Consider the following 22,372-nt stretch of genomic DNA (forward strand, 5'->3'; position numbering starts at 1 on the left):
ATCTCTATCAGCTTTGACATTATTTGTAGCCGCAAAGTTAGAATGTCCTGTTTCTGCAAAGTTGGAATGCCACACTCTGCCCGTTTTGATGACGGCGGAGATTGCAGAAGGGATTGATAGCGATGAGCGAGCGTGATCTGCAGCGGATGACCTAATCCTGATTGGCAGCCACCGGCAAACTGCCTTCGCTCGAATGACGGGTTTCGGTCTGCCGGGCGGCAGAGACGACGCGGCGTTTTGCGCGGATGGCGTGCCATTGTTGGTCGATCAGGACGCCGATGAGGATCACGCCGCCCATGACGGCGAAATTCAGAGACGACGGGATGCCGAGCAGATTGACGAGGTTCTGCAACTCCTGGAGCAGGACTGTACCCAGCACGACGCCGACGATCGATCCCTCGCCGCCGCGGAGCGAGAAGCCGCCGAGCACGGCCGCGGCAATCGCGTAGAGTTCGTAGAACTGGCCATGGCTCGCCGGCGAGATCGAGCGCGTGTACATGGCGAAATAAATCGCCGAAAGCGCCGTCAGCAGCCCGCAGATGACATATGCCGACATGATCATGCGGCTGGTCCGAATACCGGAATAGCGGGCCGCCTCCTCATTCTTCCCGATCGCGTAGAGATAACGCCCGAAGACGGAGCGATGCAGCATGATCCACATGACCACGGCAATGATCACGAGGGCAGTGAAGGTATTGGGAACACCGTAGAACCGTCCGGCGGTCAGGAATTCGAGGTCCGGAAAATTTTGGCCAAAAGCAAAGCCCGCCGTTCCGTCGGCCGTATAGAAGCGCGCTGCCCCACGATAAATCAGCAGGCCGCAGAGGGTGACGACGAAGGGTTGCAGGTTGAGCCGGGTGATCAACCAGCCGTGGACGGCACCAACGACTGCGCCAAGCACGAGAATGAGCGGCAGCGCCAGCATCCACGACATATCCTGGACGGCGATGAAATCGACGAACAGCACACCGAGAAGAGCGACGAGTGAGCCCACGGAAAGCTCGATGCCGCCGGTAATGATGACAAAGGCCTGACCGATCGACAGAATGCCGAACAGGCCGATCAGGTTGGCGGTGTTGGCCAGGTTGATCGGCAGCAGGAAGCGCGGATTGATGACGGCGACGACAATGCCGACGACGACGATCAACAGCAGCAGTCCGAGATCTTTCTTGATCATTCGAGATCCATTCCCCGATACCTATTTGTATTGCCGCAGCCGCTATTTTACCCTTTTGCCGACCGCAAGCAAAAGGACGTTTTCCTGGCTGAATGCGTCCTCTTCCAATATGCCGGCGATCTGGCCCTCCTGCATGACGGCGATGCGGTCGGAAACGCCGATCACCTCTTCCATGTCGCTGGAGATCATCAGGATCGCCACTCCGGCATCGGCTAGCGCTCGCATCAGGCCGTAGATCTCGTTCTTCGCGCCGATATCGATGCCGCGCGTCGGCTCGTCGAAGATCATCACCCTCGGGCTCATCGACAACCATTTGGCAAGCACGACCTTTTGCTGGTTGCCGCCGGACAGAGTGCCGGTTCGCGTCGAAACGGATGGCGCCTTGATCCCGAGGCGAACCCGCTGCTTTTCGGCCGCCGCCGTCTCCCGTTCAGCAGAAAGCATGAAGCGGCTGGAAAGCCTGGGAAGATCGGAAAGGGTTATGTTCTGGGCGATCGGGAAATCGAGAAGAATGCCGTTGCGCTTGCGATCCTCCGGCACCAGGAAGATGCCGCGAGCGACGGCGTCACGGGCAGAACGGACCGAAATTTCCCGGCCGTCCTGCAGGATGGTTCCGCCGTAGCTCCGGTCGATGCCGAAGAATACCCTTGCAAGCTCGGTGCGGCCCGACCCGACGAGGCCTGCAAGCCCCATGATTTCCCCATACCTGATCTCCAGATCAACGGGACGGCCGGGATAGGCTTCAGTGCGCACGCCGCTTGCCTTCAGCGCAACCGAGCCGGGCGAGCGCTGCGGTTTTGCGGTCCGGGCCGCAAGCACCCGGCCGATCATCAGCTTGACCATCTGGTCGTGGCCAATGTCCTTCCTGGCGAGCGTGCCCACAAGCGTACCGTCCCGCAGGACGACGACCCGGTCTGCGACGCGCTCTACCTCGTGGAGGCGATGCGAGATGAAAATGACGCTGATTCCGTCGGCTTTCAGCGATTTGATAATGCTCAGAAGCCGCTCGGTTTCGGCCAGCGGCAGGCTGGAAGTGGGTTCGTCGAAGATGACCAGCCTGGCGTTGATCGACAGCGCCTTGGCGATTTCCACCATCTGCTGCTCGGCAAGGGAAAGCGACGCCACCGGTGTGTCGGCGGAAAAATGAGCCCCGACGCGTTTCAAGAGCGGCTTCACCATGTCGCGCAGCCGATCGCGATCGACGAGCTTGAAAGGTCCCGCCTTCAGCGGTTCGCGACCCAGGAAGATGTTGGCGGCAACGTCGAGATTTTCAAAGAGATTGAGTTCTTGGTGCACGAAGGCAATGCCGGATGAGATGCTCGATTCCACCGTCAGAGAACGAAGCTCCGCACCGTCGAGCAGGATCGTGCCTCGGTCGGGTGCGATCACGCCGCCAAGGATTTTCATCAGCGTCGATTTTCCAGCCCCGTTCTCGCCGACGAGGCCGATGACCTCTCCCGGCATGATGTCGAGCGACAGGCCCTCAAGCGCCACGACGCCCGGATAGGTCTTGCCAACGCCGGAAAGCGAGAGGAACGGCGTTGCAAGCGGGTCCGGTGACGTGATGTCGGAGCTATGGTTCATCGCCTGTCCATGGCAGCTAATGCTGTGTCGGCATAAGACGTCTATCGCGGCAGCGGCGAGTGCCGCCGCCGCGAAGGAGGGCTATTTTCCAGACATAGCCTTCAGGCTGGCGGCATACTTGTCAACGTCATCCTTGCCGATGACCACCGTCGGGATGATGATCAAGCCGTTGCTGGGAACGCCGGATTTGTCGCCCTTGAGGTAGGCGGCCATCAGCTTCATACCCTGATAGGCCCACTCGAATGGCTGCTGCACGACGGTTGCTGCGATCGTGCCTTCCTTGACGCCGCCCAGTGTGATCGGATCGTCATCAAAGCCAACGACGGTGATCTGGCCGAGTTTGCCGGCGTCGCGCAGCGCCTCATAGATGCGCGGCGTATTGTAGGAATAGAAGCCGACCATGCAGGTGACGTCGGGGCTCGCCACCAGCGCATCCTCGACGTTCTTCTTTGCACGCGTCTGGTCGATATCGTCGCCGCGTACATCTGTCAGCTCGATTTTCGTGCCCTTCAGGCCGTCTTTCATGCCCTGGATACGTTCCTTGGCATTATCGGCGCCGAGCAGGCCGACGAAGCCGATGCACTTGCCGCCGTCCGGCATCGCCTTCTTGGCGATTTCGGCGGCCTGCATCCCGGCGTCGACATTGGATGAGCCGATATAGGCGACGCGGTTGGTCTGCGGCGCGTCACTATCGGTCGTGAAGAGAGCCGTCTGCGAGCCGATCTTGCTCAAGCCCTCCGTCTGGGTCTTGGGATCGACCGCGGAGACCATGACACCCTTGACGCCGGCACTGACCAAGTCTTCCATCAGGCGTTGCTGAACGGCAACCGATGCCTGCTCAGGGTATTTCAGCTCCATCTGATAGTCCGGCATTTCGGCCTGCGCCTTCTTCACACCGGCCTCTGCGGCTTTCCAGAAGTCGGACGCTCCGTTGACGACGAATGCAAGCGTCGGTTTGTCGGCGGCATGGGATACGGCAATCGGGGCCGCGCTCAGCATCAACCCGGCGAAGAACAAGGCTGCATTGCGTTTCAGCTGTTTCATAATACACCTCCCGAGGGGCCGCAGTGCATGGGCCCGTTTTCGACTTACGGCCGGCCGGATGCGCCCCCTCCCAGGGCCGCCGCAAAGCGACGAGTGGCATTGGTTCCGATCGCTCCGTGACGGTATAGAAGAATTTTAATTAGTAAATAGTATTATCAATCCAGATCAAAACATTTCATCGTGCGTCGACACGGACGCGATTTTGTACTGGAAATTACCATTAACTGGCGGCGTTGCAGCAATTGATGCAATTGCCAGCGCTTTCAGATGGATGCTAATAGTAATTACCAAAACGGCAAATCCAGGCAAAGACAGTTTTCCGCGAATGCGACAACCCACGACCCAAAAGAGCAATAAGCCCGCCGCGGACAAGCCTGCCCGCGTGACGATGATGGATATCGCCGCCGCCGCCGGCTGCTCGCAGGCGGCCGTGTCCTTCGTTCTCAACGATACACCCGGCACCCGTATCTCACAGCAGACCCGCGACCGCGTATGGGAGGCGGCGCGCGCACTTGGCTACACGGGAACGACTTATACGACGAAAGCCTCTTATTCGGGGCTGGACAATGTGATCGGTTTCGCGGTGGATCAACTCGCCACCAGCCCGGAAGCGATCGTTGCGATCGAAGGCGCGCGGCAAGCCTCATGGAACGCCGGCAATGTCCTGTTGGTAACCCAGACACTCAGTGATCCCGTCATGGAGCCGAAAGCCATCAAGGCGTTGACGAGCGGAGGCATTTCGGCGCTCATCTATATGACGATCTATACCCGCCAGGTAGAGCTTCCTTCTTACGTCAGCAAGCTCAACATCCCGACGGTCCTGCTGAATTGTTATACGGCGGACCATGCCTTTCCGGCGGTGGTGCCGAGCGAGATCGCCGGAGGGCAGAGCTCCACCCGGCATCTGATCACGCACGGGCACCATCGCATCGCGACGATCACCGGTGAAATCTGGATGCAGGCTGCACAGGACCGCCTGACCGGATATCGGCGCGCGCTTTCGACCGCCGATATCCCCTTCGATCCGGAATTGGTCATCGAAGGCGACTGGTCGGCCGGTGCCGGCTATGCCTCCACGATGAAGCTGCTTGCTCTGAAAGAGCCGCCGACCGCGATCTTCTGTCAGAACGACCGCACCGCCATCGGGTGTTATGAAGCGCTCAAGGATGCAGGGCTTCGCATTCCCCAGGACATGTCGGTGGTGGGTTATGACGACGAGGAAATTTCACGGCATCTCGTCCCCCCGCTGACGACTTCGGTCCTTCCACATCTTGCCATGGGGCAATGGGCGATCGAACATCTCAACCCGGAAACCATGCCCGGCAAACGCTATCCGATTGCCAAGCTCGAATGCTCGCTCGTCAAGCGTCATTCCGTCGCCGCGCCAAGGGCCGAGGCGCGGCAGATGCTCGATGGCGTACATACCTCGCCATAGGCGCCGGACCGAAGGCCGGCAGCGGTGGCCGGGAACAGATCACCGACGAAACCCTTGCAAAGAACCTCACCTGTCGGTCGATCCTCCGACCGCGAACGCGATGCTGACCGCACGTTTCACGGCGGTCGCAAGAACGGACATGTGGGTCTCACCGGCGTAAAGCTCGAATTCGGCACGCAACCCGTCGGCCGTGCTATTTAATCGCTCCGCCATCTCCTGCGCCAGGAGGATCGTCCGCTCCATCTTCCTCTTCTCCAGGCGTATGGCGGCATCTTCGTTCCGATACTGAAAGGGTGCCAGTTCATCGCCTTCGTATTCTCCGGCGGACAAATGCAGGAAGGCGGAATTTCCCGGGATGAGTTGACGCTGCGCCTCATGGACAGGAATATGCGATAAGGCTCGCCGCCCGCAGCCGGAGCCAGATCGAAAAAGCCCGTTCCGGGCAATGAATAGACGCTGACAGGATTAGTCATGAGAAGGTTTTCTGATGTTTGCACGAGAGGATAGGAGGAGCAAAATTGATGTGCGATTCATTGGTTGCTTTTGAAGGGTGGGGTCAAGGATGAAGCCTGACTTGCGACGGGTAATGATTTATCACCCGCAAGGAAAGCGCAATGAACCTCACCTACTCTCACGTCAACCTGGATAAACGCTGCAAGATCGCTCGGCAGCGCATGGCCGGCATCAATTGAAATCATTGCCGAGAAACTCGGGCGGCATCGCTCGCCGATATGGGATGCGGGCAAGGCGCCTATATCGGGTTGGCGGCAGCTGGAACAGTAAGGGTGTTCGCACCGAACGAGTAATCGAGGCACAAACGCAGCACGCGAAATGCGCGTCCACCACGGTGGCTGTTGTCACTGCGTCTTAGCTGACGCCAAGAAACTGTTTCAGTTCTGCAGTCTGTGGATTGGCGAAGACTTCCTCCGGGACGCCGACTTCGTGGACCCGGCCCTGATGCATGAAGACGACGCGGCTGCAGACGTCGCGGGCAAACTTCATCTCGTGCGTTACCATCAGCAGCGTCATTCCCTCAGCGGCAAGCTCGCGCACGACGGCCAGAACTTCGGCAACCAGCTCCGGATCCAGCGCCGAGGTGATCTCGTCGCAAAGAAGCGCGCTCGGCTGCATGGCGAGCGCGCGGGCGATGGCGACGCGCTGCTGCTGACCACCCGAGAGCTCATCGGGATAGGCGTCGAACCTGTGGGCCAGCCCCACGCGCTCCAGCATCTTGCGGGCGATGGCTTCGGCATCGGGCTTTGAAGTCCTCTTGACCACGGTCTGAGACAGCATGACGTTGCCGCCAACGGTCAGGTGGGGAAAGAGGTTGAACTGCTGAAAGATCATGCCGACCTTAAGGCGCAGCGCCTTGAGATGCATCTCGTCACCGATGAGTTGCGCACCGGCCACGGAGATGGAGCCGTCGGTGATGGTCTCCAGGCCGTTGATGCAGCGAAGCAGGGTCGATTTGCCCGAACCGCTTTTGCCGATAATGGCGATGACTTCGCCCACCTCCACATCGAGATTGATGCCTTTCAGCACTTCTGTGGTTCCGAAGCTCTTTCGGACTTCAGTGATTTCGATGAGCGACATTAAGCTTCCTTTCCAGGATCTGGCTGCTTTTTGACAAAGGCCAGCAAAGGGCAAAGTAGATAAGGGCGACGAGCCCGTAGACGATGAAGGGTTGGAAGGTCGCATTGGTGACCACCGTGCCCGCTTTCGACAATTCGACGAAGCCGATGATCGAGGTCAGCGCTGTTCCCTTGACGATTTGCACGGAGAAGCCGACCGTGGGCGGTATGGCGACCCTCAACGCCTGCGGGAGGATGACGTAACGCATCTGCTGCAGCCGGCCCATGCCAAGGCTGGCTGAGGCTTCCCATTGCCCCCCGGCGACCGCTTCAACGCAGCCTCGCCAGATTTCGGCGAGGAAGGCGGCGCTCCACAGGGTGAGCGCCAGCCCAGCAGCAAGCCAGGCCGGCACATCGATGCCGAAAAGGCAGAGACCGAAAAAAGCGATGAAGAGCTGCATCAGCAGCGGGGTGCCCTGGAAAAGTTCGATGTAATATTTCGCGAGCACCTTGAATGCCTTGCGCTTGCCGATGCGCAGGAACAGCAATCCCAGTCCGACCGCACCGCCGCCGACGAACGAGACGAGCGAAAGCAGGATCGTCCAGCGAGTGGCGAGCAACAGGTTGCGCAGGATATCCCAGAATGTGAACTCGATCATCGTGCTTCTCTCGGCGGGAAAATAAAGCCGCCGACGATCCCCAGCACCTGCCGGAGCAGGATTGCCAGCATCAGATAGATGGTTGTCGAGACGATGTAGGCCTCGAAGGCGCGGAAGGTTCGCGATTGTATGAAGTTCGCGGCAAAGGTCAGATCCTCGGCAGCGATCTGCGACACGACCGATGAGCCGAGCATGACGATGACGACTTGCGACGACAGCGCCGGCCAGATGCGCTGCAGTGACGGCACGAGAACGACATAGCGGAAAGTTTCGAAGCGCGTCATGGCAAGGCTTTCGCCTGCTTCGAACTGACCCTTCGGGGTTGCCTGGATGCCGGCGCGGATAATCTCGCAGCTATAGGCGCCGAGGTTGACGACCATCGCGAGGTTGGCGGCCGTCAGTTCGGAAAGCCGGAAGCCGAGCGATGGCAACCCGAAGAAGATGAAAAACAGCTGGATCAGGAACGGCGTGTTGCGGATCAGTTCGACATAGGTGGCAATGGCAGGCTTCAGCCAGATCGGGCCGAGTGCGCGCACCCAGGCGCAGAAGATGCCGAGCGAAATGCCGAGCACTCCGCCGACCGCGATAAGCTCCAAGGTGATCAGTATGCCCTTGATGATCTCAGGGTAATATTGAAGCAGCCAGCCGAATTCGAAATGGTAGCTCAAGAAATTCTCCCCTCTTGCGGTGACGGAGCGGATGTCATCCCGCCAGCCAGTGCGGGATGACGTCCGTGAAACCGGTTTCCTTACAGATCCGACGGGAGATCGGTGCCGAGCCACTTCTGCGATATGGTGTTCAGCGCGCCATCGGCTTTGGCGGCAGCAATAATGCCGTTTACCTTCTCCAGAAGAGCCGTCTGCTCCTTGTTGAGACCGATGTAGCAGGGCGAGTTCTTGATGAGGAACTTCAGCTCGGGGCGCTTGAGGGGATTTTTGGCGAGGATCGCAGCAGCCACCACGTTGCCGGTAGCGACAGTGTCAACCTGGCCGGACAGGAAGGCCGAGATAGTGCCGTTATTGTCCTCGTAACGCTTGATCGTCGCGTCGGCCGGCGCGATCTTCGTCAGCTCCAAGTCCTCCACGGCGCCGCGCGTAACGCCGATGCTCTTGCCGGCGAGATCTTCCGCCTTGGCGACCGAAAGATCGGCCGGCGCGAAAACGCCGTTGAAAAAGGGGGCGTAGGCGACAGAGAAATCGATCACCTTTTCACGCTCCGCATTTTTTCCGAGGCTGGAAATGACCAAGTCGACTTTGTTCGTCTGCAGATAGGGAACGCGGTTGGCGCTGGTGACCGGCACGAGCTCGGCTTTGACGCCCAGCTTTTCGGCAATGAGATTGGCCATATCGATGTCATAGCCCATCGGCGCCATATCGGTGCCGACACTGCCGAAGGGCGGAAAATCCTGCGGCACAGCGACGCGCAGCGTACCGCGTGCCATGATGTCGGAGAGAGTATCGGCGTGAGACGGCGAGCTGAAGCCGAAGCTTGCCGCCAGGGTCGCGATTCCGATGAGTGCTCGTCTTGTCAGCATGTGTTCATTGCTCCTTTGGAGTTGTGGTTTTGAAGTTTAACGATGGAGGAGAGGAGGACACGGTCTTGGGAGGGAGTGAGAGGGAGCTGCGCAGTTCCGAGAGCGGGTCCGGGCGCGTGGTGAGGTCGAGGCCCATTTCCACTTCATCAAGATGTTCGACAGAAAGCGCCGCAGCTCTGAAGAAATCGCCCGCCTGCATGGCCTCGAAGATACGGCAATGCCCGTCATGAGATTGCGCTGCGTGAAATTCAGACTGATAGAGCATCGAAATGAGGATCGTCCTCGCCGTTAGATCGCGAAGGATATCGACGATGATGGCGTTCCCGCTCAATTCGGCGATGCGGATGTGGAAATCGCCCATCAAATAGGTCAAGCGCTGGCGATCGGCGGCAGCCATTGCGCTTTTTTCCTCGTTCAAATGTTGCGGCAAGAGCCTTGCGTCCGTCATCTGTCAGCACGCGCATGCCGCGCAGCGATCCAGCCTCGACGACACGCCGTGCCTCATAGACAGCGATCGCCTCTTCTGCGGACGGCTCAACGACAAACCAACCCCGCCGGGGACTTACATGCACGGTGCCGCGTGTCTCCAAGCGCATCATGGCTTCCCTGACCCGGGTCCGGGACACCCCGAAGAGCGCGGCCAGCTGGTTTTCGCTGAGACGCGTACCGGGCCGAATCTTTGCCGAAAGGATCCCGGAGACGATCGTTGCCTCGATGGACTTCTGCGCGGTCTCGGGTGTGTGGCTATCTTGCATAAAAGAGAGAAAGCAAAGCATATGCCAAAATCCTGCGTTCAGGATTTTCAAGATGTCTCGAAGGCTTGGCCGGGAATTTGCCTGCCGGGAATGCAGATTGACCGAAATTTGTGCGCGCGCCCGCACCTCCTCGTCCCGACATTTGGTCCGGTCGTCATTGCCGCCGGCGCCCACTGGCAACGAGGACTAACAGTTCCCTCGATCGGTTGCCCTGTTGGCAGATTTCTTTCTTGAAGACGGAGCGGCCGCGCGTCGAAACTCGCCTTGGATCGGGCGCCATGCAGGTAAGCAACGCTGATGGTCCACGCGGCCTCTTTTTCGTCTAAAGCGCGTCGCATCAAATTTGATGCATGCGACGCGCTTTTGCCCTTTGTTTTTATGCATGTCGTTGTCCCGGAACCGCTGCACACTTCCGGGCGACATGCATTAGTTGAAACTCGAGGTTTTGAGGAATTCTGCGAGCCGTTCGGTCTTCGGCCGCACGAACATTTCCTTCGGATCTCCCTCCTCGCAGATAACGCCCTGGTTCATGAAGATGACGCGCGATGAAACCTCGTAGGCGAAGCGCATTTCATGGGTGACGAGCAGCATGGTCATGCCGTCGGAGGCAAGCCCCTTGATGACCTGCAGCACTTCGCCCACCAGCTCCGGATCCAGCGCCGAGGTCACTTCGTCGAACAGCATCAGCCTCGGCGACATGGCGATGGCGCGGGCGATCGCGACGCGCTGCTGCTGGCCGCCGGAAAGCTGTCCGGGATAGTGGTTGGTGCGCGCGGCGAGGCCGACACGATCGAGCCATTTTTCCGCGATGGCGCGGGCTTCCGGCTTCGTCATTTTCTTCACCTTGACGAGACCGAGCATGACGTTTTCAGCGGCACTCATATGCGGGAAGAGATTGAACTGCTGAAAAGCCATGCCGGTCAGCGCGCGCTGGCGTGCAATTTCCTTCTCGCTCTTGCGGCGCCGCGTAGCGCCTTCGGCGCGGTAGCCGATCTCCTCGCCATCGAGGCTGATCGTGCCGCCCTGGAATTCCTCCAGCATGTTGACGCAGCGCAGCAAAGTGGTTTTCCCGGAGCCGGACGAGCCGATGATGGAAATGACCTCGCCTTCCGCTACGGCGCAATCGACGCCTTTGAGAACCTCGTGGATGCCGTAAGTCTTGCGCAGGCCTTTGATGTCGAGAATGGTGTTGGCCATCGGGGGAACTCCTCAGGACGGCAGGGCGGTCTTGCGCTCGACATATTTGCCGAAGTGCTCGATGCCGTAATTGACGATGAAATAGAGACCGCCGGCCAGGAAATAGAACTGGAGGCTCATGAAATTGCGGGAGATGATCTCCTGCGTGCGCAGCAGAAGCTCCGCGACGCCGATGACCGAGAGCAGCGTCGAGGCCTTCACCATCTCGGCGGCGGTATTCACCCAGGCCGGCAGGCACTGGCGCATGGCCTGCGGCCACAGCACCGAGGTGAAGGTCTGGGTAAAGGTCAGGCCGATCGCCTTGGCGGCTTCAGTCTGCCCCTTCGGGATCGCCTGAAGCGCACCGCGGACGATTTCGCCGACATGCGAGGAGCAGAAGATAGCAAGGGCGAGCACACCGGCTGAAAACGGCCCGAGATCGAGACCGACAGCGGCAGAGACATAGTAGCTCGCCAGCACCAGCACCAGCACCGGCGTGCCGCGGATGATATCGGTATAGGCGCGCACGGCCACACGTAAAACAACGCCGCCATAGACGAGCGCCAGGCCGACGAAAACGCCGAGGACGGAACCCGCGAGGATGGCCAGCAGAGAGATCGATACGGTCACACCGACGCCATTGATGATGACGTAGCGGGCGATCCAGAGTTGTTCGAGAAAGGTGTGGGTCATCAGGTCTATCTCGGCAGGGCCAGGCGGCGCTCGACGAAGCGCATCACGGCAGCGATGAGGAAACAGGTCACGACGTAGAGGGCCGATGTGACCATCCAGGTTTCGATGACGCGAAAGCTCTCGACATTGATCTTGCGGGCAGCAAAGGTCAGCTCCGGCACGGCGATGGCGGCGGCGAGCGAGGTGTCCTTGAAGAGCGAGATGATCGTCGAGGATAACGATGGCAGCACGTTACGCAGCATCAACGGCGCGATGATAGAGCTGCGGATCTGCATTCCCGTCAGGCCGATGGCGAGGCCGGCTTCCGTCAATCCTCTCGGGATCGACAACAGCCCGGCGCGGAACACCTCGGCCAGATAGGCGCCGGAATAGAGCGATAGGACCAGCACGAAGCTTTTTATCTTGTCGAGGCGCAAGCCCATCTGCGGCAGCGCGAAAAAGACGAAAAGCACCAGGACCAGAATCGGCAGGTTGCGGATTACCGTGACATAGAGCCGTGCAGGCACGACCGCGAAGCGGCTTTTGGACGTCAGCGCGAATGCCACGGCGAGACCGATCGCAGCCCCGATCAGGATCGAGATCACCGCAAGGCCGAGGCTGAGCGCGAGCCCGCTCAAAAGGAAATCGAAATTGCGCCAGACGGCGCCGAAATTCAACGTGTAACCCATACGGGCCGCCCTTTCAGACTGAACATGATGCCGAAAATTGTGCGCGGTTTTCTTATGACATCATGCTCGCACTGTTTAATTGAAAACAGGATTCAGATTTCAGGACGACCCGGCGTGAAATCATCCTGCGCAGCGGAGCGGGAGAACAGTCCCGCTCCGCATGGCCGTTACTTGAATTCAACAGGAAAGCCGATCTGCGGTGGCGTCAGATCCTTGCCGAACCAGGTCTTGAAGGACTTGGCGTAGAAGTCGAACTCGACGCCGGTCATGGCTTCATGCAGGGCGGTGTTGACGAAGTTCAGCCAGTCCTGGTCGCCGCGCTTGACCGCGCAGGCGTAGGTCTGCGGGTTCCAGCCGTAACCAGCGTCCTTATAGCGGCCCGGATTTTGGGTCATGTACCAGGCGAGCGACGACTGGTCGGTGGCGACGGCGTCGGCGCGTCCCGACTCCAGGGCCTGATAGATCAGGTCGACGGAATCATACTGATCGACGGCCGCCTCCGGCAATGCCGCATGCACCATTGTCTCGGCGTAGACGTTCTGGAGAACCGAGATGGTGACGGAAGAACCAGCAGCCTTGAGAGCGGCGTAGTCGGCATATTTTGCGTCCGCCTTGAGCATCAGGCCCACACCCTCGCGATAATAGGGAATGGTAAAGGCAACCTGCTGGGCGCGTTCGCCGGTAACGGTCATGAACTGGCAGGTGATGTCGACCTTGTCAGTGGTAATGTTCGGGATGCGGGCGTCGGAGGACTGGTTCACATATTCAATTTTCTCAGGATCGCCGAAGAGAGCTTTGGCGATGATATGGCCCATGTCGACGTCGAAGCCCTGAAGCTTGTCGTCTGCGCTCTTAAAGTGCCAAGGCGCGTTGGTGCTGCCCGTGCCGAGGACGAGGTGGCCGCGGGCCAGCACTTCATCGAGCTTGCTGCCGTCGGCCAGCACAGGCGTGGACAACATGGCGGCGGCGACCAGCGACATCACGCCGGTGCGAAAGGAAATGGTCATGGCGTTCCCCTTATGGATGGTTCCCATTATTCCAGTATAATGGACGTATGTCTGTTTTACTGGAATAATGTATCAAGTGCCATGAAGGATGAATTGTCAATGGGTGGTGCCGAAAAAACGCGCAGTGAAATGCGTGACGATTTTTTTGGCAGTGCAGCATTTTCCTGTTGCCACCGGGGCTGACCGCCGGAGGCTTGCTGACCATTTCGCTGAAGGGATATCGAATCGAACAGTGCCGCGTCTCAACGGTCGGCGATGTCTTCGTTGTTGGAAGCGAGACAGACTTTAAAGCCGTCGACACGAGGATGCCGCCGCCTGAGAGGAGGCCCCGGCTCGCAGCGGCTGTTTCCCGACCATGGCTGCTGCGGCCTGGCTGAACCCGCCGAGCATAGTCGATTGCCTTCACGCAATACTGACAGATCGGGTCATTTTGCGCGCGAAACGACATTGCCGACGCATCGCGAACGGCTTCCGTCACCTTGCACAGATCGTCTACGGAAGATCGTTTGTCATTTAGGCAGGCGAACGGTACTGGTTTTCGGCCTCCAGCCCGCGGGCGGGTTCATTGCCGGAAGATTTGTCGTTTGCATCACGGGTTTCAGGATCGCGGCGTGACGGAACGAGCCCGAGCATTTGTTCGAGACGGACAGCATTGAGCGGAGCGCTTATTCCCTTGAAGTTCATGATCCATCTTTCGTCTGCGCATGGCCTGTGTGACGCCGGAGAGATAAGCGCAATTTGAACCCGCCGAGAACAACCCGTGGCAGTTATCACCATCTTTTCCCAAGCGAAAAAGGGGAGGGGCCTCCAGAGCTGGCGCTAACCCGGTTGACCAGATCGCATCTCCATCTTCCGCAAACGGGCACTCTTTCCTGTCGGGGCTTTTTTGGTTGGTTCGCCCCGGGCAGTGGAGTTGGAGCCTATCGCGCCTTCGTTGCCTCGCGATTCGTGAAATGCGCATTGCCCAGACCCGTACCGATCGTCAGTACCGCCCACCTCGACACGTCGGTCATAAATGGGATCTGCGACAATCCCTGCACGACGGCGTCGTTGTGCATCATCACGAATGTGCTGTCGTCGCCGATCTCAGGAATGGCCTTCATCAGCGCGGCGGGCAGGTTAAAGCTGTCGCTTTCCCAGTTTCCGCCCGGCAGGTTCTGTCCGCCGCGTTCGATGGAGCCATCGGCTTTGATAATGCCGGGGCAGGCGATCCCGATGATGGGCGCAGGTTTGAGATTGGCCTTCTCCGCCTTGCCGATCAGTTCGTGCAACATCGCAGCCAACTTCTCGATGGTTGCGGTGCGACTTGGCTCATCGTCCGCATGGCGCCAGATGGCTGATTCCCATACGCTCGCATCCGCGAAGTTCGGCGCGTCGTCCTTTCCGAATATAACGACGCCGGCGCGAACGTTGGTGCCGCCGATATCAACGGCCAGGATCGCCTCGTGGCCCTTGAACATCCAGCGCGGCATCAGCTGGACCGAGCCGATCAGTCCAGCCTCATCAGGATGGTGAACGATCGGCACGACCTCGACGTCTATGCCGGCCGCCTTGAGGATAACCATGGTCCTGGCGATGGTCAGCTCGCCGAACCGGCTCTGCCGGAAGCCGCCGCCAACGACGATGCGTTCCGTCTTGCCCCAGCGCTTGTCTTTCAGGAACTTTCCGATCACGTCGGCAAAATCCTGAGCGAAGTCTTCCACCGCCCCCATGATCAATGCCGCTGCCTCCATGTCGTCGCCCTTGAGGAAGGCATCGATCTTCTTCTTGGAAAGCTTCGCCGTCGCGGTCTTGCCGATCGGGTCGTCTCCGACCTTGCGGATGCGTTTTCTCCAATCGTCAAGCTTCATTTGAAAAGTCTTCTTGTTGGCGTTGTCGCCAACGAAACCATTCTTGTCACGCAGCTCGTTGTTGTAGTCGTCGATCGTCACCAATGGCAGGTTTAACGCGCCATGTGCCAGCGGGGCATTGAGCTCATCACGGGGCTCGGAACTGCTTTTGGCCATCAAAATACCTTCTACGGCGCGAGTGCTCGAACGGGCGGCGAGATACAACGCGGACCAGCCGCTTGATGTTCCGGAGTCGGAAAGCTCACCTTGCCCTCATCGCTTGGCGACCTAGCTTCAATGACTGCAGCGTTTGGAGAATCCCGTGCAGGACGATAGCGCCACCCAGGAAATGCTTTCACTGGTCTTGGAAGAGCCGGATCATTGGGCGATGTTTCTCGATATCGACGGGACGCTGCTCAATCTTGCGCCCACGCCGGACGCGATCGAAGTTCCGGAGGCGCTTCCCGGGCAACTTCACCGCCTGTCGAACAAGCTTGGCGGCGCCTTGGCACTGGTCACCGGACGGTCGCTTGCTTATGCAGACACGCTGTTCAAACCCTTTGCATTTCCGACGGCAGGCCTTCATGGCGCGGAAATCAGGAGCGCCGCGGGAATGCAGACGGTCGAGGCGACACCTGAGTTTCAGGCGCTGAAGCACGCGCTGACTGCGGAAGCCGAGCACTATCCGGGAGTCTTGATCGAGGACAAGGGCGCCGCCGTTGCCGCCCATTACCGGCTGGCGCCCGAATATGAAAAGGTACTCGAGGACCGCATGCACCACTATGCGGAGCTGGCAGGGTCGAACTGGGCGTTGCAGCTCGGCAAGATGGTCTTCGAGCTGCGTCCCGCACGATCGAGCAAGGGCGATGCGCTGGAACGGTTTTTCCAGTCCGACCCTTTCAGGAACCGCTGCCCGATTACCATCGGCGATGATCTGACCGACGAGTCGATGTTTGCGATCGCCAATGCGCGCGGCGGCGTTTCCGTGCGGGTCGGCGCGATCGGCGCCCCGAGCTGTGCCACGAGCCGGCTGTCCTCCTCTGCACTGGTCAGAAACGTCATTGCCGCCTTGGCCGGCTGAAGCATGTCCTCGGATGATGTGCAATGCCGATTGCTGTCGTCTTTCCGCCAGCTGCGAAGCGTCGATCGTCAAAAAAGTATCAGTTTTGCCTGGAAATCGTGGTGGCGGGCGTGAGACGTGCCCACTACACTCCGCTTAACAATAAAGCCAAAAAGGGAATTTGGCACGCGGGCTTACCACCCGTCCTCGGAGGAGGAAACAATGGAACCTGACTTGGAAGTCATTCAGATCAGACCGGGCGAATCCTTCGCAACGAAGGCCCATGGCTATCCCTATCATACGGTTCGTTGGCATTTTCATCCGGAATACGAACTTCATCTCGTCGTGGCGACAACCGGACGATATTTCGTTGGCGACTTCATCGGCGAGTTCGAGCCAGGCAACCTTGTGCTTGCCGGGCCTAATCTTCCTCATAACTGGATCAGCGATGTCCCGAAAGGATCGAGCATTCCGCTTCGATGCCAGCTCATCCAGTTCAGCGAGAATTTCATCAGCGACACCATGAAGGTGCTGGCCGAGCTCGGCCCGTTCGATCCGGTTCTCGAAGCCTCCCGCCGCGGCGTGCTCTTCGGCGCCGAGACCAGCCGGCAGGTTGCTCCCCTGATGAACGAGGTGCAGCAGGCTCACGGTGTGCGTCGCATCGAGCTCTTCATGATGATCGTCGGCCTGCTCAGCCGGGCGCAGGATTCCCAGTTTCTTGCCAGCCCGAACTATCTGCCCGATCCGTCGGGCTACATGTCGGCCGGCATCAACAAGGCACTCGCCTACATCAGGGAAAATCTGACCAAATCCTTCGATGAAGCCGATCTCGCCAGGATTGCCGGGCAATCGGCCGGGGCCTTTTCGCGCGCCTTCCGCCGCCATACCGGCATGTCGCTGGTGCAATATGTGAAGCGACTGCGCATCAACCTCGCCTGTCAGATCTTGATGAGCGACGACCATGCATCGATCACCGACATCTGCTTCGAGGTCGGCTTCAACAATCTGTCCAATTTCAACCGGCAATTTCTCGCGGAAAAAGGCATGACGCCTTCCCGTTTCCGGCGGCTATTGGGCGACAATATCAACATAGCGAAAGCGGCCTGAGCCAGCCGAGCGAACAGGAACCCGGGAATAGGACGACGTTTCGCCGAAGACGGCGATAGGGAGGACGAGGAGGAGGAACGAAAACTGACATTGATTGAACGCGAGCGCGCAGTGAGCGGTTCGCGAGAGGAGACGCTTGTCCTCAGAAAACGGCAAACCGCCGGGACAGGCGTGGCGGTTCGCTCAGCCGAACGGCCACAGCGAAACACTGCAACGAAGAAGCTACACAATTTTTTTCCAACGGGAGGATATGGAAATGATGAAATTCTCAACCAAGGTGGCAGGTGCGACAGCAGTTGTCCTATCCCTGCTCGGCGGCACGTCCGCCTTCGCGCAAAACGCCGTTTCGGATGCGACGGTCGCATTCCTTATGCCCGACCAGGGCTCGACCCGTTACGAAGAGCACGACCATCCAGGATTCGTCGCGGAAATGAAGAAGCTTTGCGCCTCGTGCAAGGTTCTCTATCAGAATGCCGATGCCGATATTGCCAAACAGCAGCAGCAGTTCAATTCGGCCATTACCCAGGGCGCCAAGGTTATCGTGCTCGATCCGGTGGATTCGGCAGCCGCCGCGTCTCTCGTCCAGCTCGCCCAGAGCCAGGGCGTTAAGGTCATTGCCTATGACCGTCCTATCCCGAAGGGGAAAGCCGATTTCTACGTCTCCTTCGATAACAAGGCGATCGGCAAGGCAATCGCGGAATCGCTCGTCCAGCATCTGAAGGCTAAGAAAGTGCCGACCGATGGCGGCGGCATCCTGCAGATCAACGGTTCACCGACCGACGCGGCTGCCGGGCTGATCAAAGACGGTATTCACGATGGTCTTGCCAGTGGCGGATACAAGACGCTTGCCGAATTCGACACGCCGAACTGGCAGCCGGCGAATGCCCAGCAATGGGCAGCCGGTCAGATCACCCGCTTCAGCAAACAGATCGTCGGCGTGGTCGCCGCCAATGACGGCACCGGTGGCGGCGCCATTGCAGCCTTCAAGGCAGCGGGTGTCGATCCCGTGCCGCCGGTGACCGGCAATGATGCGACGATCGCTGCACTGCAGCTGATCATATCGGGGGATCAGTACAACACGATCTCCAAACCGAGCGAAGTCGTTGCGGCTGCCGCTGCCGACGTTGCCGTCAAGCTCCTGGCTGGAGAAACGCCGAAGGCCGAAATGACGCTTTACGACACGCCGGCACAGCTTTTCGTGCCTGCGGTCGTCACTGCCGAGAACCTCAAGGCCGAGATCATCGACAAGAAGATCAACACCGCCGAGGAGCTGTGCACCGGCCGCTACGCCGACGGCTGCAAGAAGCTCGGCATCACCAAGTAATCGAACCAAGGGAAAGCGCGGCCGGTCCGCCGGTCGCGCTTGCCGTTTCGCTTTTTCCAAAAGGCCAGGCGATGTCTGAAACCTCTCATACTCTTGACCCTTCCCGCCAGCCCGTCCTCAGCCTGCGCGGAATATCGAAGAACTTCGGGGCGGTGTCGGCACTCACCGATATCGAACTCGATGTCCATGCCGGCGAGGTCGTGGCACTCGTCGGCGACAACGGCGCCGGCAAATCGACGCTGGTCAAGATCCTGGCCGGTGTACACCAACCAAGCTCAGGCGCGATCCTGTTTGAGGGTGAGCCAGTCAATCTGCCGAGCCCAAGTGCTGCCCTCGGGCTCGGCATTGCAACCGTCTTTCAGGATTTGGCGCTTTGCGAGAATCTCGATGTCGTCGCCAATATCTTTCTCGGCAAGGAGCTCAATCCTTTCCAGCTCGATGAGGTCGCCATGGAGATCCGTGCCTGGAAGCTTTTGAACGAGCTTTCGGCCCGAATCCCAAGCGTACGCGAGCCCGTCGCCTCATTGTCCGGCGGACAGCGCCAGACCGTGGCGATCGCCCGATCGCTGCTGCTCGAGCCGAAACTGATCATGCTCGACGAACCCACCGCAGCGCTTGGCGTTGCCCAGACCGCCGAAGTGCTGGATCTGATCGAGCGCGTACGGGAACGCGGACTCGCCGTCATCATGATCAGCCACAATATGGAGGATGTGCGCGCCGTTGCCGATCGCATTGTCGTCCTTCGGCTCGGCCGCAACAACGGCACTCTGCTGCCCGATGCTTCCAACGAAGAGCTCGTCAGCGCGATCACCGGCGCATCCAACAATTCCGTCTCCCGCCGCGCGTCGCGCCGCCAGGCGCAAAGCCAGCAGAACGAGGAGGGCAGGCCATGATGAAGACCATCCAGAATGAACCGGCAGCACCTGCGCTCCTCGACCGGCGTGACGAAAGAGTGCGCCATGACGATAGTCTTGCCGGCTCAATCCGCGCCTTTTGGGATCGCATCCGCGCCGGCGACCTCGGCTCGCTGCCGGTCATTGTTGGCCTGGCAATCATCTGGACGGTGTTCCAAGCGCTCAATCCAGTGTTTCTCTCCAGCGCCAATCTCGTCAACATGCTGTTCGACTGCTCGACGGTCGGCGTCATCTCGCTGGGTATCGTCTGCATCCTGATGGTGGGCGAGATCGATCTTTCCGTCGGCTCGGTCAGCGGCTTCGCCTCGGCGCTGGTCGGCGTCTTCTGGGTCAACCAGGGCTGGCCGGTGGTCCTGGCGGTCCTCGTCGCCATGGTCGTCGGCGCTCTGATCGGCTCTCTCTACGCCTTCCTGTTCAACCGCTTCGGCATGCCGAGCTTCGTCTCCACCCTATCCGGGCTGCTCGCGGTTCTCGGCCTGCAGCTCTATATCCTCGGAGCGACCGGTTCGATCAATCTGCCCTATGGTTCCTGGCTCGTGAGTTTCGGCCAGATCATGGTCATGCCGGACCCGATCGCCTATCTGCTGGTAGCCCTTGCCGGCATTGCATTCTTCTTCTCCAGCTACCGCACGGCGGCGCGCCGGCGGGCAGCCGGCCTGTCGGCGAAATCGGCCCGGGGGCTGCTCCTTCGCGCCGTCATCATCACCGCCGCCTTGGAAGCTGTCGCATTCTATCTCAACCAGTCGCGCGGCGTTCCATGGATGTTCGGCCTTTTCGTCGGACTCGTTGCCGTCATGAACTATGCGCTGATGCGCACCAAATGGGGACGCTCCATGCATGCCGTCGGCGGCAACAGGGAGGCCGCCCGCCGCTCTGGCATCAACGTCTCGCGCATCTATACGAGCGCCTTCGTCATATGCGCCTTGCTTGCGGCAACCGGCGGCGTGCTTTCAGCTGCCCGGCTGGCGACAGCAAGTCAGCAGGCCGGCACCGGCGACGTCAATCTCAACGCCATCGCTGCGGCGGTCATCGGCGGCACGAGCCTGTTCGGCGGGCGCGGCAGCGCCTATTCAGCCCTTCTCGGCATCATCGTCATTCAGTCGATCGCCAGCGGGCTGACGCTTCTCGATCTGTCGTCATCGCTTCGATACATGATCACCGGCGCCGTTCTCGCCGTCGCCGTCATCGTCGACTCGTTGGCACGCCGATCGCGGATTTCGCACGGCCGGGCCTAAAACCCATCAAGAAAGCAGAGGAAGAAAATGAGACAGGATCTGTCTGGAAAAGTCGCGGCCGTCACCGGAGCGGCATCGGGTATCGGCCTCGAATGCGCCAAGGCCCTGCTTGCCGCCGGCGCCCAGGTGGTGTTGGTCGATCGTAACGAGGAGGCATTGAAGGAAATCTGCTCGAAACTCGACGCGAACGCCATTCCGTTGGTCATCGATCTAACCGATCCGAAAAGCGTCGAAGGGATGATGCCGCAGATTCTGAAGAAGGCAGGCCAGTTGGATATCTTCCACGCCAATGCCGGCTCCTATATCGGCGGCGAGGTACTGGGCGGCGACCCCGACGCGTGGGACCGGATGCTCAACCTGAACGTCAATGCCGCCTTCCGCTCGGTGCATGCCGTGCTGCCGCACATGGTCGAACGCAGGACCGGAGATATCATCCTCACCAGTTCCGTCGCCGGCTTGATCCCCGTCGTCTGGGAGCCGATCTACACGGCCTCGAAACATGCGGTTCAGGCATTCGTCCATACACTGAGGCGACAGGTGGCCAAACATGGCTTGCGCGTCGGCGCCGTCGCTCCAGGCCCAGTCGTCACGGCCCTTCTCAGCGACTGGCCGCAGGAGAAGTTGGATGAAGCACTTGCCGCCGGCGGCCTGATGGAGCCGAAGGAGGTGGCCGAAGCGGTGCTCTTCATGCTGACGCGTCCGCGCAACATCACGATCCGCGATCTCGTCATCCTGCCGCAGAGCACGGATATCTGACGCGTTTGTACCGGCTCTGAAAATCACGGAAGGAAACGGAGATGATCTTCGATAGGTTTCGCTTAGATGGAAAGGTAGCGCTGGTGACCGGCGGCACGCGCGGCATCGGGCTTGCCATCGCCGAGGCGCTCGGCGAGGCTGGCGCCAAAGTCCTCATCACGGGAAGGACGCGCAATGCAGCGGCGGAGGACAGGCTCGCCAAGGCCGGTGTCGATTGCGATTTCGTCGCCGCCGACCTGATGAAAGACGATGCCGCCGACGCGCTCGTCACGGAGACGCTCCTACGGGCGGGCCAGCTCGACATCCTCGTCAACAATGCCGGCATCGCCATTCATGGCGACAGCGGCGCGTTCTCCGACGCGATTTGGCGCGAGATCATGACCGTCAATGTCGACGCCGTCTTCCGCGCCTGCCGCGCCGCACTCGCCCCCATGCGGCGTCAGGGCGGCGGTGTCATCCTCAATATCGGCTCGATGTCGGGCATCGTCTCCAACATTCCCCAGAACCAGGTCGCCTACAACACCTCCAAGGCGGCGGTTCATATGATGACGAAGAGCCTCGCCAGCGAAGTTGCCGCCGAGAATATTCGCGTCAACGCCATTGCGCCGGGCTATATCGAGACCGATCTGTCGCGCGGCGGCATCGCCAATCCCGACTGGTTCCCGACCTGGCGCAGCATGACCCCGATGGGACGGGTCGGGCAGCCGGAAGAGGTGGCGGGGGCCGCCTTGTTCCTCTGCTCGGCAGCGGCAAGCTATGTCACCGGCGAAGTGCTGGTGATCGATGGCGGCTATACGACACGATAATGGCCAGACACTGAGAGGAGAGCGAAGCATATCGCCCA

Annotated in this window: 21 protein-coding genes and 2 pseudogenes; 8 read left to right on the forward strand and 15 right to left on the reverse strand. The window is 59.8% G+C overall.

Annotated elements, in window-relative coordinates; genetic code table 11:
* Positions 1-151: 151 nt before the first annotated feature.
* From HJB82_RS00565 to HJB82_RS00575, 3 genes are all read right to left on the reverse strand, one after another.
* The gene (locus HJB82_RS00565) at positions 152-1,177 is read right to left on the reverse strand and encodes an ABC transporter permease (protein ID WP_207585078.1); all 1,026 of its coding nucleotides are present in this window, start codon (positions 1,175-1,177) and stop codon (positions 152-154) included.
* A gap of 42 nt (positions 1,178-1,219) precedes the next feature.
* Entirely contained in the window at positions 1,220-2,761 is a 1,542-nt protein-coding gene (locus HJB82_RS00570; RefSeq protein WP_221139405.1) for a sugar ABC transporter ATP-binding protein, read from the reverse strand.
* Between the two features lie 81 nt (positions 2,762-2,842).
* Entirely contained in the window at positions 2,843-3,805 is a 963-nt protein-coding gene (locus HJB82_RS00575) for a sugar-binding protein (RefSeq protein ID WP_207585076.1), read from the reverse strand.
* Between the two features lie 325 nt (positions 3,806-4,130).
* Between HJB82_RS00575 and HJB82_RS00580 the strand changes: the two genes are divergently transcribed.
* Positions 4,131-5,240 carry a substrate-binding domain-containing protein gene (locus HJB82_RS00580; protein WP_207585075.1) on the forward strand — a complete coding sequence of 370 codons (1,110 nt, stop codon included), beginning with the start codon at positions 4,131-4,133 and terminating at the stop codon, positions 5,238-5,240.
* A 66-nt stretch (positions 5,241-5,306) separates the two neighbouring features.
* On the opposite strand, the pseudogene HJB82_RS00585 reads toward HJB82_RS00580, so the two are convergent.
* From HJB82_RS00585 to HJB82_RS00635, 12 genes and pseudogenes are all read right to left on the reverse strand, one after another.
* Positions 5,307-5,633 (reverse strand): annotated as a pseudogene (locus HJB82_RS00585) (alpha/beta hydrolase); the annotation flags it as partial.
* A 474-nt stretch (positions 5,634-6,107) separates the two neighbouring features.
* On the reverse strand, positions 6,108-6,833 hold the full coding sequence (locus HJB82_RS00590) for an amino acid ABC transporter ATP-binding protein (RefSeq protein ID WP_207585073.1): 726 nt from the start codon (positions 6,831-6,833) through the stop codon (positions 6,108-6,110).
* Positions 6,811-7,470, reverse strand: coding sequence for an amino acid ABC transporter permease (locus HJB82_RS00595; RefSeq protein ID WP_221139406.1), 660 nt, complete (start codon positions 7,468-7,470; stop codon positions 6,811-6,813). The genes HJB82_RS00590 and HJB82_RS00595 overlap by 23 nt, the downstream gene beginning before the upstream one ends.
* A complete protein-coding gene (locus HJB82_RS00600; protein ID WP_221131335.1) occupies positions 7,467-8,138 on the reverse strand; it encodes an amino acid ABC transporter permease in 672 nt (223 codons plus the stop codon). Before HJB82_RS00600 ends, HJB82_RS00595 begins: the two co-directional genes overlap by 4 nt.
* An 80-nt stretch (positions 8,139-8,218) precedes the next feature.
* The gene (locus tag HJB82_RS00605) at positions 8,219-9,004 is read right to left on the reverse strand and encodes a transporter substrate-binding domain-containing protein (protein WP_221139407.1); all 786 of its coding nucleotides are present in this window, start codon (positions 9,002-9,004) and stop codon (positions 8,219-8,221) included.
* Positions 9,005-9,008: 4 nt separating this feature from the next.
* Entirely contained in the window at positions 9,009-9,401 is a 393-nt protein-coding gene (locus HJB82_RS31960) for an FCD domain-containing protein (protein WP_405048954.1), read from the reverse strand.
* 202 nt (positions 9,402-9,603) lie between these two features.
* A pseudogene (locus HJB82_RS31965) lies at positions 9,604-9,780 on the reverse strand (GntR family transcriptional regulator); the annotation flags it as partial.
* A 405-nt stretch (positions 9,781-10,185) separates the two neighbouring features.
* Positions 10,186-10,956: an amino acid ABC transporter ATP-binding protein gene (locus HJB82_RS00615; protein WP_207585069.1), complete on the reverse strand. Its 771-nt coding sequence runs from the start codon at positions 10,954-10,956 to the stop codon at positions 10,186-10,188.
* A gap of 12 nt (positions 10,957-10,968) precedes the next feature.
* Positions 10,969-11,628 carry an amino acid ABC transporter permease gene (locus HJB82_RS00620; RefSeq protein ID WP_207585068.1) on the reverse strand — a complete coding sequence of 220 codons (660 nt, stop codon included), beginning with the start codon at positions 11,626-11,628 and terminating at the stop codon, positions 10,969-10,971.
* A 5-nt stretch (positions 11,629-11,633) separates the two neighbouring features.
* On the reverse strand, positions 11,634-12,296 hold the full coding sequence (locus HJB82_RS00625) for an amino acid ABC transporter permease (RefSeq protein WP_207585067.1): 663 nt from the start codon (positions 12,294-12,296) through the stop codon (positions 11,634-11,636).
* A gap of 167 nt (positions 12,297-12,463) precedes the next feature.
* Positions 12,464-13,303: a transporter substrate-binding domain-containing protein gene (locus HJB82_RS00630; protein ID WP_207585066.1), complete on the reverse strand. Its 840-nt coding sequence runs from the start codon at positions 13,301-13,303 to the stop codon at positions 12,464-12,466.
* Positions 13,304-14,223: 920 nt separating this feature from the next.
* The gene (locus HJB82_RS00635) at positions 14,224-15,309 is read right to left on the reverse strand and encodes an ROK family protein (RefSeq protein WP_221139408.1); all 1,086 of its coding nucleotides are present in this window, start codon (positions 15,307-15,309) and stop codon (positions 14,224-14,226) included.
* A 124-nt stretch (positions 15,310-15,433) separates the two neighbouring features.
* Between HJB82_RS00635 and otsB the strand changes: the two genes are divergently transcribed.
* The 7 genes from otsB to HJB82_RS00670 all read left to right on the forward strand — a co-directional run bounded on the left by otsB (position 15,434) and on the right by HJB82_RS00670 (position 22,334).
* On the forward strand, positions 15,434-16,213 hold the full coding sequence (otsB, locus tag HJB82_RS00640) for a trehalose-phosphatase (protein ID WP_221116885.1): 780 nt from the start codon (positions 15,434-15,436) through the stop codon (positions 16,211-16,213).
* A 201-nt stretch (positions 16,214-16,414) separates the two neighbouring features.
* Positions 16,415-17,299, forward strand: a complete 885-nt coding sequence (locus tag HJB82_RS00645) for an AraC family transcriptional regulator (protein WP_207585064.1) — start codon at positions 16,415-16,417, stop codon at positions 17,297-17,299.
* A gap of 250 nt (positions 17,300-17,549) precedes the next feature.
* Positions 17,550-18,623, forward strand: a complete 1,074-nt coding sequence (locus HJB82_RS00650) for a sugar ABC transporter substrate-binding protein (RefSeq protein ID WP_221139409.1) — start codon at positions 17,550-17,552, stop codon at positions 18,621-18,623.
* Between the two features lie 71 nt (positions 18,624-18,694).
* Positions 18,695-19,516: an ATP-binding cassette domain-containing protein gene (locus HJB82_RS00655; RefSeq protein ID WP_207585062.1), complete on the forward strand. Its 822-nt coding sequence runs from the start codon at positions 18,695-18,697 to the stop codon at positions 19,514-19,516.
* Positions 19,513-20,772: a sugar ABC transporter permease gene (locus HJB82_RS00660; RefSeq protein ID WP_207585061.1), complete on the forward strand. Its 1,260-nt coding sequence runs from the start codon at positions 19,513-19,515 to the stop codon at positions 20,770-20,772. The genes HJB82_RS00655 and HJB82_RS00660 overlap by 4 nt, the downstream gene beginning before the upstream one ends.
* Positions 20,773-20,799: 27 nt before the next feature.
* Entirely contained in the window at positions 20,800-21,528 is a 729-nt protein-coding gene (locus tag HJB82_RS00665) for an SDR family oxidoreductase (RefSeq protein WP_207585060.1), read from the forward strand.
* A 41-nt stretch (positions 21,529-21,569) separates the two neighbouring features.
* On the forward strand, positions 21,570-22,334 hold the full coding sequence (locus HJB82_RS00670; RefSeq protein WP_207585059.1) for an SDR family NAD(P)-dependent oxidoreductase: 765 nt from the start codon (positions 21,570-21,572) through the stop codon (positions 22,332-22,334).
* Positions 22,335-22,372: the final 38 nt, after the last annotated feature.

The sequence above is a fragment of the Rhizobium sp. NZLR10 genome, from assembly GCF_019685125.1.
Taxonomy (GTDB): domain Bacteria; phylum Pseudomonadota; class Alphaproteobacteria; order Rhizobiales; family Rhizobiaceae; genus Rhizobium.